This is a genomic window from Prosthecobacter sp. (assembly GCF_044222345.1).
Taxonomy (GTDB): Bacteria; Verrucomicrobiota; Verrucomicrobiia; order Verrucomicrobiales; family Verrucomicrobiaceae; genus Prosthecobacter.
This window is the reverse complement of sequence record NZ_JBGANL010000019.1, coordinates 66,240-83,581: the sequence shown is the minus strand read 5'-3', so window position 1 is coordinate 83,581 and position 17,342 is coordinate 66,240. Positions and strand designations below refer to the sequence as shown.

14 protein-coding genes are annotated in these 17,342 nt (G+C 59.8%); 10 read left to right on the top strand and 4 right to left on the bottom strand.

All coding sequences use genetic code 11. The features are described from left to right. Positions 1 to 50: 50 nt before the first annotated feature. From ACILSL_RS12405 to ACILSL_RS12395, 3 genes are all read left to right on the top strand, one after another. On the top strand, positions 51 to 1,733 hold the full coding sequence (locus ACILSL_RS12405; protein WP_395732352.1) for a sialate O-acetylesterase: 1,683 nt from the start codon (positions 51 to 53) through the stop codon (positions 1,731 to 1,733). Positions 1,734 to 1,819: 86 nt separating this feature from the next. Beyond that, positions 1,820 to 3,322, top strand: a complete 1,503-nt coding sequence (locus ACILSL_RS12400; protein WP_395732351.1) for a PDZ domain-containing protein — start codon at positions 1,820 to 1,822, stop codon at positions 3,320 to 3,322. 41 nt (positions 3,323 to 3,363) lie between these two features. Continuing rightward, positions 3,364 to 4,914: a PDZ domain-containing protein gene (locus tag ACILSL_RS12395; protein WP_395732350.1), complete on the top strand. Its 1,551-nt coding sequence runs from the start codon at positions 3,364 to 3,366 to the stop codon at positions 4,912 to 4,914. Between the two features lie 3 nt (positions 4,915 to 4,917). On the opposite strand, the gene ACILSL_RS12390 is transcribed toward ACILSL_RS12395, so the two are convergent. Further along, complete coding sequence (locus ACILSL_RS12390; RefSeq protein WP_395732349.1) at positions 4,918 to 5,607, bottom strand: YceH family protein; 690 nt, start codon at positions 5,605 to 5,607, stop codon at positions 4,918 to 4,920. A 133-nt stretch (positions 5,608 to 5,740) separates the two neighbouring features. Between ACILSL_RS12390 and ACILSL_RS12385 the strand changes: the two genes are divergently transcribed. Next, positions 5,741 to 6,277, top strand: coding sequence for a hypothetical protein (locus ACILSL_RS12385; protein WP_395732348.1), 537 nt, complete (start codon positions 5,741 to 5,743; stop codon positions 6,275 to 6,277). 145 nt (positions 6,278 to 6,422) lie between these two features. Here ACILSL_RS12385 and ACILSL_RS12380 read toward each other — a convergent pair whose 3' ends face one another. Beyond that, entirely contained in the window at positions 6,423 to 7,118 is a 696-nt protein-coding gene (locus ACILSL_RS12380) for a pseudouridine synthase (RefSeq protein WP_395732347.1), read from the bottom strand. Positions 7,119 to 7,481: 363 nt separating this feature from the next. Between ACILSL_RS12380 and ACILSL_RS12375 the strand changes: the two genes are divergently transcribed. Both ACILSL_RS12375 and ACILSL_RS12370 read left to right on the top strand, forming a co-directional pair. Beyond that, positions 7,482 to 8,237 carry an SDR family NAD(P)-dependent oxidoreductase gene (locus ACILSL_RS12375; RefSeq protein WP_395732346.1) on the top strand — a complete coding sequence of 252 codons (756 nt, stop codon included), beginning with the start codon at positions 7,482 to 7,484 and terminating at the stop codon, positions 8,235 to 8,237. 90 nt (positions 8,238 to 8,327) lie between these two features. Then, positions 8,328 to 9,581 carry a hypothetical protein gene (locus ACILSL_RS12370; protein ID WP_395732345.1) on the top strand — a complete coding sequence of 418 codons (1,254 nt, stop codon included), beginning with the start codon at positions 8,328 to 8,330 and terminating at the stop codon, positions 9,579 to 9,581. A gap of 3 nt (positions 9,582 to 9,584) precedes the next feature. Here the strand turns inward: ACILSL_RS12370 and ACILSL_RS12365 are convergent, their stop codons facing one another. Continuing rightward, positions 9,585 to 10,457 (bottom strand): NAD(P)-dependent oxidoreductase, encoded by an 873-nt coding sequence (locus ACILSL_RS12365; RefSeq protein ID WP_395732344.1) that lies wholly within the window; start codon positions 10,455 to 10,457, stop codon positions 9,585 to 9,587. 56 nt (positions 10,458 to 10,513) lie between these two features. On the opposite strand from ACILSL_RS12365, the gene ACILSL_RS12360 reads away from it, so the two are divergent. From ACILSL_RS12360 to hflC, 3 genes are read left to right on the top strand one after another with little or no spacing between them, the layout of a single operon-like run. After that, the gene (locus ACILSL_RS12360) at positions 10,514 to 11,482 is read left to right on the top strand and encodes an NAD-dependent epimerase/dehydratase family protein (protein WP_395732343.1); all 969 of its coding nucleotides are present in this window, start codon (positions 10,514 to 10,516) and stop codon (positions 11,480 to 11,482) included. Between the two features lie 37 nt (positions 11,483 to 11,519). Beyond that, on the top strand, positions 11,520 to 12,521 hold the full coding sequence (hflK, locus tag ACILSL_RS12355) for an FtsH protease activity modulator HflK (RefSeq protein WP_395732342.1): 1,002 nt from the start codon (positions 11,520 to 11,522) through the stop codon (positions 12,519 to 12,521). After that, on the top strand, positions 12,518 to 13,570 hold the full coding sequence (gene hflC, locus ACILSL_RS12350) for a protease modulator HflC (protein WP_395732341.1): 1,053 nt from the start codon (positions 12,518 to 12,520) through the stop codon (positions 13,568 to 13,570). The genes hflK and hflC overlap by 4 nt, the downstream gene beginning before the upstream one ends. A 247-nt stretch (positions 13,571 to 13,817) precedes the next feature. Here the strand turns inward: hflC and ACILSL_RS12345 are convergent, their stop codons facing one another. Continuing rightward, positions 13,818 to 16,691, bottom strand: coding sequence for an alanine--tRNA ligase (locus tag ACILSL_RS12345; RefSeq protein ID WP_395732340.1), 2,874 nt, complete (start codon positions 16,689 to 16,691; stop codon positions 13,818 to 13,820). 201 nt (positions 16,692 to 16,892) lie between these two features. Between ACILSL_RS12345 and ACILSL_RS12340 the strand changes: the two genes are divergently transcribed. Beyond that, positions 16,893 to 17,306: a type II secretion system protein gene (locus ACILSL_RS12340; RefSeq protein WP_395732339.1), complete on the top strand. Its 414-nt coding sequence runs from the start codon at positions 16,893 to 16,895 to the stop codon at positions 17,304 to 17,306. Positions 17,307 to 17,342 lie beyond the last annotated feature (36 nt).

Below are 17,342 nucleotides of genomic sequence, written 5' to 3'. Positions count from 1 at the left end.
CAATGATTTGCCTGCACGCAGCGTTCCCAACGCCCAGCTTTTTCCAGCCCATGCGCATCCTCTGCCTTCTCACCCTCCTTGCCGTCTCCGCCCGCGCGGAATTGAAACTCCCCGCCATCATTGGCGACAACATGGTGCTGCAGCAGAAGCAGGCGAATCCCGTCTGGGGCTGGGATGCCCCCGGCACCGAGGTCACCGTGACCTTTGCCGGCCAGACCAAGACCGCCAAGGCCGGCGCGGATGGCAAATGGACCGTGAAGCTGGATGCAGTGCCGGCGAATGCGAAGCCAGCGACGATCACCATCAAAGGCAGCAGCACCAAGGAGCTGAAAAACGTGCTCGTGGGCGAGGTGTGGATCTGCTCCGGCCAGTCCAACATGGGCTTCAATCTCTCCAGCGTCTGGGATGCGGACCTCGACATCGCGCAGGCGAAATTCCCGCAGATCCGCCTCATCTCCGTGCCACAGGTGGGCACGCAGGAGATCCAGAACGACTTCAAAGGCCAGTGGGAGGAATGCAGCCCCGCCAATGCCGGCCAGTTCACCGCCGTGGGTTACCATTTCGGCCGCGTGCTGCATGAGATGCTCGGCGTGCCGGTCGGCCTGATTGACAATGCCTGGGGCGGCAGCGCCTGCGAAGCTTGGGTGAAACGTGACGTGCTGGAAAAAGATCCGCGTTTTGCCTCCATCATCGCCCGCTGGAAGCAGACCGAATCCACCTTCACTAAGGAAGCTTTCGACAAGCAGCTGGCTGATCACAAGGCGAAAGTGGATGCCTGGTCGAAGGCCCGCGCCGCTGCAGTCAAAGCCGGCGAAATGTTCACCGCGCAGCCTCCACGTGCACCGCAGAATCCCATGACCGGCCAGCATCGTCCGGGCAACCTGTATGCGGGCGTGCTCCATCCGACGATTGGCTACGGCATCAAAGGCGTCATCTGGTATCAGGGCGAGTCCAATGCCAGCCGCGCAAAGGAATACGGAGAGCTGTTTCCCTTCATGATCGAGCATTGGCGCAAAGAATGGCAGCAGGGAGATTTCCCCTTCTACTGGGTGCAGCTGGCCGACTTCAAGCCCTACCAGACGGAGCCGGTGGAAAGCGACTGGGCCGAGCTGCGCGAAGCCCAGACCCTGACAATGAGCAAGCTGCCGCACACCGGCCAGTGCGTCATCACCGACCTCGGCGAAGCCAACGACATCCATCCGAAAAATAAGCGTGATGTGGCCGAGCGTCTTGCCCGCTGGGCTTTGGTGAATGATTACGGCCAGAAGCTGCCCTACCGCAGCCCTGAGATCAAAGACGCGAAGTTTGACGGCGGCAAAGCGTTGCTGACTTTTGACTACGCTCCGCAGGGACTGCGCACGGTCGATACGGATGAGGTCAAAGGCTTCATGATCTGTGGTGAAGACAAGAAATGGGTCTGGGCCAAGGCCAGCATCATCGGCGGTTCGAAGAAAGGCACCAACCAGATCGAAGTGACTGCCGATGGCATCGCCAAACCCGTGGCCGTGCGCTATGCCTGGGCTGACAATCCGGTCTGCAATGTCTATTCCGCCGAAGGCCTGCCCGTGACCCCGTTCCGCACGGATGACTTTCCGATGATCACTGACCCTTCCAATCCAAACAGCCTCGAGGCGCAGAATGCCAGGCAAAGGGAGGAAATCCTGAAGCTCAGAAAAATTCAGGCAGAACAGCAGAAGGCCATCGAAGCAAAGAAAAACGCCGGTAAAAAATAGGCGCCGGTCGACGCTGAGATTATTTCTTCAGCAAACTTGTGTTAGAAGCGGCGGACCGCGTATGTTTGTGACTTCACGTCACCCGCATGAACATCCGACCGCTTCTGCCTTTTCTCGCCCTGGTTCTGCTTCCTTCAGCCCTTTGCGCGCAACCCGCGCCGGCCCCTCCCGCGGCGAATCCGGCCATCGACACAGCTTCGGGAGCATGGGAAGGCATCGTAAACATCGATGTTTCAGTGCTGGTTCCCGACTACCGTGAGCCGTGGAACGCCGGCCAGCCCAGCGGTGGCAGCGGCACCGGATTCCTCATCGGCAAAAACCGCTTTCTGACCAATGCGCACGTCGTCAGCAATGCCACGCGCATTCTGATCCGCACCACCAACGATCCTGAGCCACATCCGGCCAAAATCGTTCACATCGCGCATGATTGTGATCTTGCCCTGATCGAAGCCGAGGACAGCAGCCACTTTGAAAAGCTCAAGCCGCTCGACTTCGGCGGCATCCCCCAGCTCAACACCGAGGTGATCGCCATCGGTTATCCCATCGGCGGTGATCGCATCTCCGTGACACGCGGTGTGGTTTCACGCATCGACTTCCGCCCTTACAGCCATACCAGCGTGGACTCCCATCTCGCCATTCAGGTGGATGCCGCCATCAATCCCGGCAACTCCGGCGGTCCGGTGATGCAGGCGGGCAAAGTCGTCGGCGTGGCCTTCCAGGGCTTCAGCGGCCGCGTGGCGCAAAACGTCGGCTACATGATCCCGGTGCCGGTGATCAAGCGCTTCCTCAAGGACATCGAAGACGGTCGGTATGATCACTATGTGGATCTCGCCGCCAGTGATTTCCCCATTGAAAATCCGGCGCAGGCCAAGGCGCTCGGCACCGGCAGTGATGGTGTCGGCGTGATGGTCGGAGATGTGGAGCCCCAGGGCAGCGTGGGCGATCTGCTGAAAATCGGCGATGTCATTCTCAGCATTGATGACAACCCGGTGATGAACAACGGCCTCGTGCGCTTCGAAGGCGAGCTGATGGACATGAATGAAATCGTTGAGCGCAAGTTCGCCGGCGACACCATCAAGCTGAAGTACATGCGCGCTGGCAAAAAGCTGGAGTCCACCGTGACGCTGAAACGCTTTGATCCCTATGTCCGCCTCGGCGCCCAGTACAACCAGCGCCCGCGCTACATCGTCAATGCGGGCCTCGTGTTTCAGCCGCTGGACCGCAACCTGATGGACGCCCATCAAATGCGCGACGACACGGTGAACTACGTGTTCGACAACTTCCTGACCGACAAGCTCTACGTGGAGCGTCCTGAGCCCGTCGTGCTGACGAACGTGCTGCCGGACGAAGTGAACACCTGGATCACGCCTTACGCCCACAGCATCGTGGATGAGATCAACGGCGTGAAAATCAAGACACTCAAGGATGTGGAGACAGCCCTGGCTAAAAAGGACAAGCCCTTCATCGAGATCGTGCTGCTGGAAAAAAACCGCCCGCTGGTGCTCAAGCGTGAACTCGCCGAGGCCGCCCACAAACGCATCATGGAGACCTACAACATCCTGGAAGACTCCTATCTTGGCGACGAATAGCCGCGTGATCCGACCTTGAACTTTTCAGCCTCGACGCATCCATGAAGCTCTCCCCGATTTTCCTTTTTCTCGCACTCGGTGCCACCACTTTGTCGGCGCAGGCGCCCGAGACAGAAGCTCCCAAAAAGAAGCGTGCCCCTGCGGTCGCAGAGGCGGGCTCTGCTCCGCAGCAGGTCGTGCAAAACAACTCGCTGGTGCGGGTGAACGCCACCTCCCAGCCCTACAGCCTGCACCTGCCCTGGCAGAAGGAATCGCCTTCCAGCCGGCGTGGACTCGGTGTCGTGCTTGCTGGCAACCGTGTGCTCGTCACCGGGCAGATGGTGGCAGACGCCACTTACATCGAGCTCGAACTGCCGGAGAAAGGCCAGAAGATTTCCGCCAAGGTCGTGGCGGTGGATTACGAAGCCAATCTGGCCCTGCTGGAATCAGCACCCTCCGACAAGCAGAAGGCGTTCTTTGCCGGTCTCAAGCCCATGGCGGTGGACAGCAGCACGCGCATTGATGACAAGGTGGACATCCTGCAGACCGGCCGCGTCGGTGAGCTGATCAAAAGTGAGCTGAGAATCAGCAAGGTGATGACCCGCCGCTACAATGTCGAAGGCTCCGGCTTCCTCGTCTATGAAGCCAACAACATCGTGCGCAGCGAGGCGAACAGCTTCACCCTGCCGGTGGTGAAAAGCGGCAGGCTCGTCGGCTTGCTGCTGAGCTACGATTCCAAGAACCAGGTCACCACCATTCTGCCTGCGCCGATCATCGAGCACTTTCTCAAAGACGTGGCGGACGGCAGCTATGAAGGCTTCCCCAGCCTCGGCATGGAACTGCAGACCACGCTGGACGAGCAGTTCCGCGAATTCCTCGGGCTCAAGCCCGATGCCCCGGGTGTGCTCATCAGCATGGTCATGAAGGGCGGCTCGGCTGAGAAGGCCGGCATGAAGAAGGGAGATGTCCTGGTGGCCATCAATGGCTTCGGCATTGATTCACGCGGAGACTACCGGGACCCGCAGTTCGGCGCCCTCAGTTCCAGCCATCTGGTGCGTGGTCGTGCCTATGTGGGTGACAAGGTCGAGATCCAGGTGATTCGCGAAAGCAAGGAAGTCACGCTCAAGGGAGAGCTCACCCGCCGCAAGCCGGATGACTTTCTCGTGCGGCCCTACCTGTTCGACAAAGGCCCGCGCTATGTGCTGATGGGCGGCCTGCTGTTTCAGGAGCTGTCACATCCGTATCTGGACGCCTTTGGCGAGGAGCAGCGCGGGGGTGCCATTCTGCGCCTCTCACGCGTCGCCTCTCATCCTGACAAGCATGAGGAGGAAGGCCGCAAAAAACTCGTCTTCCTCAGCCTCGTGCTGCCCACTCCCAGCGCCCAGGGCTATGACAAGCTCGGCGGACAGGTGGTCAACAAGGTGAACGGCAAGGCCATCAAGGATCTCAATGATCTCGCAGAAGCCTTCAAGAGCGTCAAGGACACCACGCATGTCATCGAGCTCAATGACTTCCCGCACATCCTCTACCTCGACACCGCCAATGCTGAACGCGACAACAAACGCCTGCTCGGCGGTGCGTATCGCATCGGCAGCCTGATGCGGCTGGAGTGATGGCTACTTCACCGCACCGATCAGAGTCTGCAGCCGTGACACCTGCGCCTTCAGCAGGGTGATCTCCGCCTCCATCTTCGCACGCCAGTCAGCATCAGAGGTGTCTTCTACCATCGGCACCGCCGGTGCATGGGCGGAGAGGGTCGCATCCGCTGCGCCTGCCACCTCACCGCAGAGCAAGTGCATGAACTGCGCCACGCGCTGCCCAGGGCCTGCGGGAATGCACTGCACCAGCGGGCCTTCGTTGTAGCCGATCAGCTCGGCCAGCGCGTTCTCCACGCTGGGCATGTCCGGGAATTCAAACAGGCGTTCGGTGCGCTGGCGCAGCTCGCCTGCCGTTTGTGATCCGCGCAGCATCAGCATGCACAGCAGTGCCATGTGGGGACGTTCCAGGCCTTTCAGCTTGCCCTTCAGGTTGTGCCGGTACTTCAGGGTGCGGCCACCCACGATGTTGACTTCAAAAACATAGCCGTGGGATTTCAGCGACTCCAGCGCCCGCAGCACCGTGCGCTCGTCATAGCGTACGATGGGGTCACGGTTCGTCGTCTGATTGCAGGCGGTGACCAGTGCATTCAGCGTCATCGGATAGTAGTCCGGCAGCGTGATTTCTTTTTCGATCAGGCAGCCCATGACTCGGGCGGCTTCGGGCGTGAGCGTGAAGAGGATGGCGGAGGTGACGGATTCGGCGGACATGTGAAAATGGCTTGGGAAAAGCGGTTAACTTCCACGGCTGCAGGCTGCGTTCAACATCCGGTCGGGGTTGGTTTTCAAGGAATGCGAATTTATTTCTGAATACATCTCTCTGGGGGGCGTCGAACTCACTGTCATGAAAACGAAACTTGTCCTCCTGTGCGGCGCAGTCTTCGCTGCTCTATCACTCTCCTCATGCGACATATACGGCTATCCCGGCTATGGCTACGGAGGGTACGGTGGCTATGGCCGCAGCTACTACAACAATAACTACTACTCGAGTCCTCTGCTCGGCTTCGGCGGTTACTATGGCGGTTACTCTAGACCCTACACTTATAGCAGCTATAACCGCAACTATTACTCCAGCCCCTATCGCTCCTTTGGTAACTTCAGCAACTTCGGGAATCTGGGCTATAACCGGAGTCACTACAGCACTCCGTTCTTGGGCGGCGGCAATTTCTCATCCTTGGGTCGTGGCTTTGGCGGCTCCTCATTCGGCGGACACAGCTTTGCCAGCCATAACATTGGCGGCTCTCCGTTCGGCGGCCATTCGATGCATAGCGGCTCCTTTGGCGGCCTGGGTGGCGGCCACAGCTTTGGTGGTGGCGGCCATAGCTTCGGCGGTGGTGGCCACAGTTTCAGCGGCGGCCATATGGGCGGCCATCATCATTGATCTGATGTAAGCCATTTCGGCGAACCCTCACGCAGCGCCCAAGGAACCTTGGGCGCTGTTTTTTATTCACTCACCTGGCCCGTTCGTAGTGCCGGAGTTCAACACTGGAAAAGCGTGCGGCATTGAAAGAAAGTCGTGCACGAACTCAGTGCACCACTTGTTCCAGCGAAAGCATCTGCCATTCGCCTTCCGCGAGATCTCCGAGCACATACGGGCCGAAGCGTTCGCGGTGCAGATTTTCCACATGCCAGCCCTGGCTGGCAAACATGCGGCGGACCTGATGGTAACGACCTTCTGTGATGGTGAGGCGGGCGGTGAGAGGGGAGACGATTTCGAGTTGCGCCGGGAGGCAGGGTTTGTCCTCGCTGCGGAGCATGAGATCGCCTTTGGCAAAGATGTCGATGAGCGAAGCATCGAGCTCGCGATCCACTTCCACAAGATACGTCTTCTCGATGTCTGATTTCGGCGAGGTGTAGCGATGCACGAGACTGCCGATGTCGGTGACGAGCAGCAGCCCGCTCGTGTCTTTGTCGAGACGTCCCACACTCGTCACGGCGGGGTTGCGGTCCGGCCAGTGGGAGGGCAGCAGCTCATAGATGTTCTGGCCTTCCTCCTCACTGTGCGTGCAGGCGTAGCCCACCGGCTTGTGCAGCATGGCCAGCAGGCCATCGGGGGCTTCCAGCGGTTCGTCATCCACAGTGATCAGCGCGGAATCCACGCGCTGATCCGAACGCTTCACCACCACACCGCCCAGCTTCACCCGGCCCTCTTTGACAAAGGCCATCGCCTCACGGCGTGAGCAGTAACCGAGGGCGGAGAGCAGTTGATCGAGGCGGCGCATGTGGGGGGAGGGCGAAGTGGGGCGAAGGGTCGCTGCTTGAGGCAGGATGTCATGTGGGAAGTGAGGGGACCTCCAAGCACGGCAGTATCTGCTCTAGCCAGCGCTGGAGGGCGGGTATCTCGGGGCTTTCGTACAGAACCGCCCTCACAGGATATGTGAAAAAGACTTCTCAGATGGGACCGGAGGCATGATTCAGCAGATCAGGATGGCCTCAGCCACCTTCGAGCAACTCATCGCGGTGAAGTTACAGATGCTGCCGCCATGACTTCCAGGCCCGGGGCAGAAAGTACGCTGAGTTGAAGTTTGCGGTCATGGCTGCAGCTGATCTTTGCACAAGCCGCGAGTGCGTTTCATAGTGGGGGTATGAATTTGAATCTTGAAGGGCAGTCGGTCGCTGTGTTTGGAGCTGCGCGTGGCATTGGCCGGGCGATTGCGGATGGGTTTGTGGCGGAGGGGTGCAGCGTGCGCGGGTTTGACCGGGAAAAGACGGCGGAGTTTGTGACTGCGGGGGATGTGGCGAGCTATGAGGCGGTGAAGGCTTTTGCGGGGGAGTTTGAGAGGGTGAACCATGTGGTGTTTTGCGTGGGCATCGGCTCGGGGAAGTTTGGGTTTCCGTTTTGGAACTTGGAGCCGTCCGATTGGGCGCGGGTGCTGGAGGTGAACCTCATCGGTGCGGTGAATGTGGCGCATGCGTTTGCGCCGAGGCTGATCGAGAGCGGCGGTGGATCGATGCTGTTTCTGGTTTCCGTGGCCGGGCAGATGGGATCGCAGACGGATCCGCCGTACAGTGCGTCGAAGGCGGGGCTGATTAATTTTACGCAGTGCGCTGCGAAGGATCTGGGGCCGCACAACGTGCGCGTGAATGCGCTGGCTCCAGGGATGGTGAAGACGGAGCTGAATCAGAGCATCTGGGCGGCAGGGCAGAAGAAGCTGCCGGAGGAGAAGCGGCAGAGCTTTGATGCGTGGGCGGCAGAGAAGATCCAGAAGGTGTCTCACCTGGGCCGCTGGCAGATGCCTGAGGAGTATGCGGCGATGGCGACGTTTCTGGCGTCAGATCATGCGAAGAACATCACCGGGCAGACGATCAACATTGATGGGGGGCAGGTGATGCATTCGTGAGGCTTCCGAGCTTTGCTCCGTCCCACTATGAATGACCATAATTCTCCTCCGTTGCGGTCTTCCCATGTCAAAACTCTGTGGCTGCCGTTCATGGCTGCCCTTGCCAGTTTATGCATTGCCTTCTATCCCTACCCTATCAGCAGATCTTTCCGGTGGGTTTGCGATGCCTCTGGATACTTCTATCTGGGAGGGCTGCTGTGGTTTCTCGGTCTTTCGATTCGCAGCTTTTTCCAAAAGCGCACGAGCAGGGGCCTTGGAGCACTCGGCCTATTTTTATTGCTGGGAGTGGCACTGGTTTGCGCCATCGCCGTCACTGTCGCCAGAGCGATGTTTGAATCAGAAGATGGCTTCGCCAACGATTTGAAGCTGCCTGAGGGCGTCGCTCTAGCGGAACCGCACAACGAATCAACCGGCATCGACTCCCAACCAAGCAATTCCGCCGATACTTTTCAAGCCGCGATCAAAAAGTCCCTGGAACGACCCGGCAATGACAAGACAGATGCGATTTTTCATCTGCCTTCGCTGGCCCATTTAAGAAAAGACCATCCGGCTTTGCTGGATCGCTATCTCGCAACTCATCCGGGCTGGAGGGTTTACAAAGAGGATGGCAATCGTTTTGCCACGCGGCGCTGGATGGATGGGGGCGAATGGCAAATCACACTCCACGGCTACTATTCTGGTTTTGACCTAGACATGCCGCGATTTCAGTCACGCACCACCCTGGGCTTTTCAGGGAAGGCGTGGGCACGGGGTGCCCAACGTATTACTCCCGATGTCTTGACGCCTATCGAGACCAGTCGCGGAAACGACCTCTGGCAAAGTCATGTAATCATTCTTGTAGAGGATCTGCTGGTGGAGTTGTTTGAACAAAGCGATGCGAGGGAAAGACGGTTGAGCATGGCAGCAACGACAGAACTCGAGCTAGAATTCAAAGCGCTGCTCGCCTCTCCTGACTGGAATCACGCGCGGAATCTTCTGCCTGCGGGATCCATCTTGAAGGGAACTGCTTCCATCGAGCTGACGAAATCCTTTCAGGGAGGCATTTACAATGCCCGGATTCGCTGCAATCCAGGGGCACCCGGAAGGATTTATCTCAAGGCGTTTGAAATCACTCACAATGACCGGCTTTCCGAAGACCGGTTGCAGACGGCCACCAATGAATGGGTGGGCTGGTCGGATGATCCTTCCGAGCTTTTTCTCTCCGAAACTTACTTCACCATCTATGAAGGAGACTGGGGGCAGTACTATGGAGCACGATTCGAGGTTTGGTTTGAACCCGATGATCACAGCGGTGAACGCAAGCTGCTGGAACGCAACTTTAAGATTGAGGGCTGGATGCGCTGAGCGCTACTCGTAGAGGCGGAACAGTCCGCTGTGGTCGAGGTCGCCGAGGTGTTTTTCGTGGACGAATTTTTCCCACTGGGCGAGGGAGTTTTTGAGGGTGGGTGAGTCGAGGCCGACGGAGTCGGCGAGCTGGGACATGAGGCGGACGTCCTTGAGCTGGAGGGTGGCGCGGCCGCCGGGGGCGAAGTCGCGGCGGACCATGCGGTCGCCGTGCAGGTCGAGGATGCGGCTTTCGGCGAAGCCGCCGAGGAGGGCTTTTCTGACTAGAGCGGGATCGACGCCGGAGAGCTCGGCGAGGCGGAGGGCCTGCGCGACGGCGTCGATGGTCTGGGCGACGATGAGCTGATTGGCGAGCTTGGTGACCTGGCCGCTCCCGACGGGACCGAGGTGGGTGATGTTTTTGCCGACGGCCTGGAAGATGGGGAGGGCGCGCTGGAAATTGGCGTCGCTGCCGCCGGCCATGATGGTGAGAGTACCGGCCTCGGCACCGACCTGGCCGCCGGAGACGGGGGCGTCCACCCAGTTCACGCGGTCGGCGAATTTTTTGGTCTCGGGGACGCCGGTGGTGCCGAAGTCGATGATGAGCGCGTCTTTGTGCAGGCCCTCGATGAGGCCGCCGGGGCCGAAGACGACCTGCTCGACGACGTCGGTCATGGTGAGATTGATGCAGATGATGCCGGGGCCGATCTCGCGGGCGAGTTCGGGGAGGGTGGCGGCGCGGCGCATGCCGAGGGCGACGGCGGCCTCCGCGGGTGCGGGGCTGCGATTCCAGACGACGACGTCGGCTCCGGCTTCATGGAGGTGGCGTGCATTGGCGCGGCCCATGTTGCCGAGTCCGACGAATCCGATCTTGTGTCCTGCGAGTGGCTTGCTCATGTCCGGCGAACTCACATCAGGCGGTGCCTGATGGCAAACTCCTTCCCAACCTATCCATGAAAATCATCATCACCGGCGGCGGCGGCTTCCTCGGCTCCCAACTTGCGCAGAAACTCCTGGAACGCGGCACGTGGTGCGGCAAGGCGATCACGGAGATGGTGTTGCTGGATGCGTTTTTCCGCAGCGAACCGACGGATGCGCGGGTGAAGCATGTGAAGGGCGACATCGGCGACCGTGCGACGGTGCTGGCGGCGACGGGGCCGAAGTTTGATGTGATTTTTCACCTGGCCTCCATGGTGAGCGGGGAGTGCGAGGAGAGATTTGACGATGCGATGCGGGTGAATCTGGAAGGCGGGCGCAATGTGTTTGAGGCGGCGCGTGCAGCGGAAGGACGGCCACGGGTGGTGTTTGCGAGCAGCGTGGCGGTTTATGGCGGGCTGGACATGTCGCAAATGATGTCCGACCTGACGAAGCAACTGCCGCAGACGACCTACGGGATGACGAAGGCGATGTGCGAGATGATGGTGAACGACCACACGCGTAAAGGTCACTTTGACGGGCGCAGCGTGCGGCTGCCGACGGTGATCGTGCGGCCGGGCAAGCCGAATGCGGCGGCATCGAGCTGGGCGAGCGGGATGTTTCGTGAGCCGCTGAACGGTGAGCCGTGCATGCTGCCGATCCGTCGCGATCAGCCGCACCCGATGACGGGGTACCGGACGGTGATTGAGTCCTTCATCTTCCTGAGTGAGGTGGCGGAGGAGAAGCTGAGCAAGGACCGCGCGTATGTGCTGCCAGCGCACCGGGTGACGCCGAACATCGCGGAGAAGGTGATCCAGGAAGTGGCGGCGGAGAAAGGCATCAAGCTGGGGCCGATTGTGGATGCGTTTGATGCACGGATTCAGGGGATCGTGGACAACTGGCCGCAGCAGGTGGATGGCGCGCGTGCGGAGGCGATTGGTCTGCCCAAGCCGCCGCCGCTGAAGGAGATCGTGGAACAATATGTGGCGGACTTTGGAATGAAGTAGGCTTTGCCGTGACCGTGGAATGCAGTAGCCTCACAGCATGAGTGAGATACGACCTTTTGCGAACGCGCCGCAGATAAGCTTCAACCCGCGCCTGATACTCACGGGACTGATCGGACTGTTTCTGGCGGTCGGTATTTTCTCGGGTGTGTATCAGGTGCCAGCGGAGTCGGTGGCGGTGGTGCAGCGTTTTGGCGGCTACTTGAAGACGGAGACTCCAGGGCTGCACTTCAAGCTGCCGTGGGGGATCGACCAGATCACGCTGGTGGAGATTTTGCGGCAGCAGAAGCTGGAGTTTGGCTTTGGCACGCAGGGAGCGACTAACCCTTATCAGTATGCGGATTATCGTGACCAGGAAGGCGAAAAGACGATGGTGACCGGAGACCTGAACACGGCGCTGGTGGAGTGGGTGGTGCAGTACCACATCAGCGATCCGGTGGCATATGTGTTCAACTTCCGCGAACCGGTGCCGACGCTGCGAGACCTTTCCCAGGCGGTGATGCGCGAGGTGGTGGGAGACCGCACAGTGGATGAGGTGCTGACCATTGGCCGTCAGGAGATGGAGGCGAAATGCGCAGAGCGGCTGCGCGAACTGGTGGCGGCGCTGAACATGGGCGTGCGCATTGACCAGATCCAGCTGGGCAACATCAACCCGCCGGCGGATGTGCAGGCGAGCTTCAGCGATGTGAACCGCGCGAAGCAGGAGAAGGAGTCAGCGATCAACACGGCGAGCGGGAACTATTATCAGATCATCCCCAAGGCGCGTGGTGAGGCGGAGCAGAAGATCAAGAGCGCGGAGGGCTATGCGGCCAAGCGTGTGAATGAAGCAGAGGGTGATGCAGCGCGGTTCACGGCTGTGCTGGCGGAGTACCTGAAGGCGCCGGAGGTGACGAAGAAGCGCCTGTATTTGGAAACGATGGGCGAGGTGCTGTCCCAGGTGCCGGGGAAGATCATTTTGGATGACAAGGCCTCCTCGTTTCTACCGCTCATGAATCTCCGCCAGGCGGAACCGCAAACCAACCCTGCCCCTGCCACACGATGAAAGCCTCCCTTGTTTTGATAGTTGTCCTCGCGCTGGGCATCGTGGCAAGCTCCGGTTTGTACACGGTGAACGAGACCGAGCAGGTGGTGATCACCCAGTTTGGCAAACCGGTGGGAGAGTCCATCCGCAGTGCCGGGCTGCACTGGAAGACGCCTTTTATCCAAACGGTGAACCGGCTGGACAAGCGCGTGCTGGAATGGGACGGCCCTTCGGCGAACATGACAACGAAGGACAAGGTCATCGTGGTGGTGGATGTGTTTGGGCGCTGGGAGATCAACGATCCGCTGGTGTTTTTCCGCCAGCTCACGGATGAACGACGCGCGCTGTCGCGGCTGGATGACATTCTGGCGAGCGAGACGCGCATCGTGATTGCGAAGCATGACTTCATCGAGGCGGTGCGCACGACGAAGGACCGCAAGGCGATCCGTGATGTGGCCAACACGACCACAACGGGCAGCGCACCATCGAGTGCGGATTCACGCCTCGGCGTGCTGCCGCCCATCACTTACGGTCGTGTGGAGCTTGAGGCGGAGGTACTGAAGAATGCGGTCCCAAAGATTGAGGGCTATGGCATCCGGCTGCTGGATGTGCGCTTCAAACGCATCGACTACGATTCTTCGGTGAGCCAGTCGATCCACCAGCGGATGATCTCCGAGCGCGAGCAGATCGCAAAGCTGCACCGTGCGGAAGGCGAGGGCGAGGCGGCGAAGATCAACGGTGAGCGTGAGCGTGATCTGGCGACGATTGAGTCTGAAGCTTACCGCAAGGTGCAGGAGATGGAAGGCACGGCGGATGCGAAGGCGACGGAGATTTATGCGAAGGCATACAACCAGACGCCGGAAGCTGCACAGCTGTTTGAATTCCTGAAGACGATGGAGACTTACAAGCAGCTGATCACGGCGGATACGACGATGATCTTCACGACCGAGAGCGAGCTGTTTCGCTTTTTGAAGTCGAGCAATCCGCAGGCGGTTAAATCCGCGACGGGGGCGAGCGGGGAGTTTACCCCGCTGCACAAGCTGCCGACGCTGATGGAAGTGGGGCGGTGAGGAGCTGCATGCTTCGCATGGGCTGAACCGGAACCGCTTTCACAGGTTGTGTGAAAGCACGTCTTGAGGCGCTTCTGTGGCGACCCAGTCATCCAGACATGGCGGCAGCATCTGCACTTCGAAGCGATGAGCCCTCGAAAGTGACTCATGCCTTCGGGCAACTCTGAGAAGCAGTTTTCACCCAGCCTATGAAGGCGGGACGACACTACGGAAGATGGGTATATGACGACGGGAAGCGAAAGAAGGTTCAGGCTCCAATCACCTTCCGCGCTTCCGCCAGTGCCGCATCCACCTTGGCCACGTCCTTGCCACCGCCGCGGGCAAAGTCCGGCTTGCCGCCGCCTTTGCCACCCACGATGGGGGCGATGCTCTGGATGATCTTGCCGGCCTGCACTTTGGCTTGATGCTCCTTCGCCACGCTGGCGATCAATGCCACGCTCCCGCCGCCAGTGGCAGCAAGAACGACGATGCCATTGAAGGTGCCTTTCAGCGCTTCAGCCACACCCACGGCGTAGTCGGCATCCACGTCACCGAGGTTGGTGATGATGGTGTTGTTCGCGGCGGTGGCGATGAGGTCCTTGGCCTTCACAGCGGCTTCGCGTTGCTGGGCGGCTTTGAGGTTCTTTTCGAGTTCCTTCTGCTGCGTGAGGAGTTGATCGAGCTTCTTTTCCAAATCGGCGGCACCTTGGGCGCTGACTTTGCCGGCGAGGAGCTTGAGCAGGTCCGCATCCGCACGTGCAGCGTTGTAGGCTTCGAGTCCGGCGATGGCTTCGATGCGGCGCACGCCGGAGGCCACGGCGCTTTCGCTGACGAGGCGGAACAGGCCGATCTCGCCGGTGCCACGCGTGTGCGTGCCGCCGCAGAGTTCCATGCTCCAGCCGTCCAGCTTGTTGCGCTGACCACCGATCTGCACCACGCGGACGAGGTCGCCATACTTCTCGCCAAACAGCGCCATGATGCCGCTGTTGGCCTTCGCTTCCACGTAGGGGACTTCGGTCCAGGAAACCGGATCATTCGCCACGATACGCTCGTTCACCAGACGCTCGATGTCGCTGAGCTGCTGCGCGGTGAGCGCGGCGCTGTTGAAGTCAAAGGTCAGCTTGTCCGGCGTCACGCTGGAGCCCTTCTGCGTGGCATCCTTGCTCACGACTTCATGCAATGCCCAGTGCAGGATGTGCGTCACCGTGTGATGGCGCTCGATGGCATGGCGGCGCGGTGCGTCCACGATGAGCTTCACCGTGGCGTCCACCGCAGGCGCTTCGTCGCCTTCCAGGAAGTGCAGCCAGGTGTTGCCGACCTTGGAGGTGGCGCTGATCGGATACGTGTTGGCACCAAGAATCAACTGACCCGCATCGCCGATCTGCCCGCCCATTTCAGCGTAGCAGGTGGAGACATCGAGCACGACGGCGGTCTTGTCCTTCATCTCGACGACTTCGAGAACTTTGACGTCGGCTTCGAGGTGGTCATAGCCAATGAACTTCGTCGGAGCTTTGGTTTCGATTTCGGAGACGGAGACCACCTGCTTGTTCTTCTTGCCGGCTTCACGGGCGCGCTGCTTCTGCTCTTCCATCAGTTCATTGAACGTAGCCACGTCAATTGGAAGACCGACTTCACGAGCCATGAGTTCAGTAAGGTCAAAAGGGAAACCTTCCTGATCATAAAGACGAAACGCCAATGCTCCTGAAAGCATCTTTGTGACGGAGCCATCATCGTTACGTTTGGAAACCACCAACTCTCCCTTGCTACCCTTTGACCAGGTCATACCATCACTTCCCTTGGATGGATTAGTATCCTGCGAACGTGCTCCAGCGACTGCTTCTTCAAAAAGCGCGATCCCCTTGTCCAAAGTCCGGTTAAAGCTCTCCTCCTCCAGCTTCAGCACGCTCTTGATCTGCTCCTTCTTCGTTCGCACTTCCGGGAACACATCCCCCATCTGTGCCGCGAGGACATCGACGAGCTTGTAGAAGAACGGCTCCTTAAACTCCAGCGTGCGGCCGTATTTCACGGCGCGGCGGAGAATACGGCGGAGGGTGTAGTTGCGGTCGCTGTTGCCGGGCTGGATGCCGTCGGCGATGGCAAACGAAAGCGTGCGCAGGTGGTCGGCAATGACGCGGAAGGCGACGTCGATCTTCTCCTGCTCGGTCACGGGCACCACATGCCCTTGCTCATTCGCCTTCGGCAGCGTGCTCGCGTACGTTTTGCCGCTGAGCTTGGTCAGCTCATCAAAGATCGGCTTGAAGACGTCGGTGTCGTAGTTGCTGATCTTGGCGTTTTCAAAGTCCGTGAAGCCCTTGGTGCCCTGGATGATGGAGCAGACGCGCTCAAAGCCCATGCCGGTGTCCACGTGCTGCGCTGGGAGCGGGACGAAGCTGCCATCCGGGTTGGCGTTGTATTGAATGAAGACGTTGTTCCAGATCTCGATGCAGCTCGCGTCGCTGCCGTTGACGAGCTTGGCTCCGGCGCGCTGGCGGTCTTCGTCGAGGTTCGGAGCGCCGGGAGTGAGGTCGATGTGGATCTCGGTGCAGGGGCCGCAGGGGCCGGTGTCGCCCATCATCCAGAAGTTGTCCTTCTTGTTGCCGTTGACGATGTGGATGTCGGGATCGAGGCCGATGCTGCGGAATTTTTCGGCCCAGATGTCCCAGGCTTCCTGGTCGCGCTCAGCAGGGTCGCCTTGGCCGGGCTGGTAGATGGTGGCGAAGACGCGGGTCGGCGGGAACTTCCAGCGCTCGATCACGAGCTCCCAGGCCCAGGAAATGGCCTCCTTTTTGAAGTAGTCGCCAAAGGACCAGTTCCCCAGCATTTCGAAAAGCGTGTGGTGGTAGGTGTCCAGGCCCACGTCCTCGAGGTCGTTGTGCTTGCCGCCGGCACGGATGCACTTCTGCGTGTCCGCCGCACGGGTCGGCAGGCCCTTGTGCAGCACGCCGGGCCAGGTGTCCACATCGGCACTGCGCTCACCGAGGAAGATGGGCACAAACTGGTTCATGCCCGCGTTCGTGAAAATGCGTGCGCCATCGCGGCTGGTGTAGCCCACGTTGTCACTGGGGACGATGGTGTGCTGCTTCTCCTTGAAGAAGTCGAGGAAGCTCTGGCGGATCTGGGCGGCGGTGGGGACGGCGGACATGGCTGGAAAAGGGAGCGCGGATGTTAGCGGGAGGAAGCCGAAGGTAAAGGCGCGGTTTGCCTGCAAAAAAACGTGGGAGCAGCCACCCGACTGGGAATCAAGCCTTTGCATGCGGGCTGGAGAGAGCCCAAACGGCATGGCAGCAAAAAGTTTGTAAAATTACTATAAATAAAGTAATATTTAGAAAGATTTAGTCTGCAGATGACCCACGCCGCCTTCAAATTCCACAAAACCGGCCCTTCCGCCTCCGGATTCAGCCTGATAGAGATGCTCCTCACCATGGTCATTCTTTCCATCGTCATGAGCATCGCCATGATGACCATGGGCAGCGCTCGGCAGGGGGCGGAGGATCAGAAGGACAAGCGCAATGCGCAGGAAATTGCCAGCGTGGCGGCCATGGCCAACGCGGCCGGAGCGAGTTTCATCGTGCCGGGCGACCCGGAGGCCACCATTTACAAACTGCGCGATGGCACCGCACCGGATACCGGCGCCTTTCGCGGGCGCACCTTTAGAATCCCGGACATGCACGACACGGAGATCCAGGGGGCCATGCGATTTCTGGCGCTGAATGACACGGATCTGCAGTACCGCCAGGATGGCAGCACCGGCCCGTAAGACGGGATGACGGGAAAAGATCGTCTCCGCCTCAGC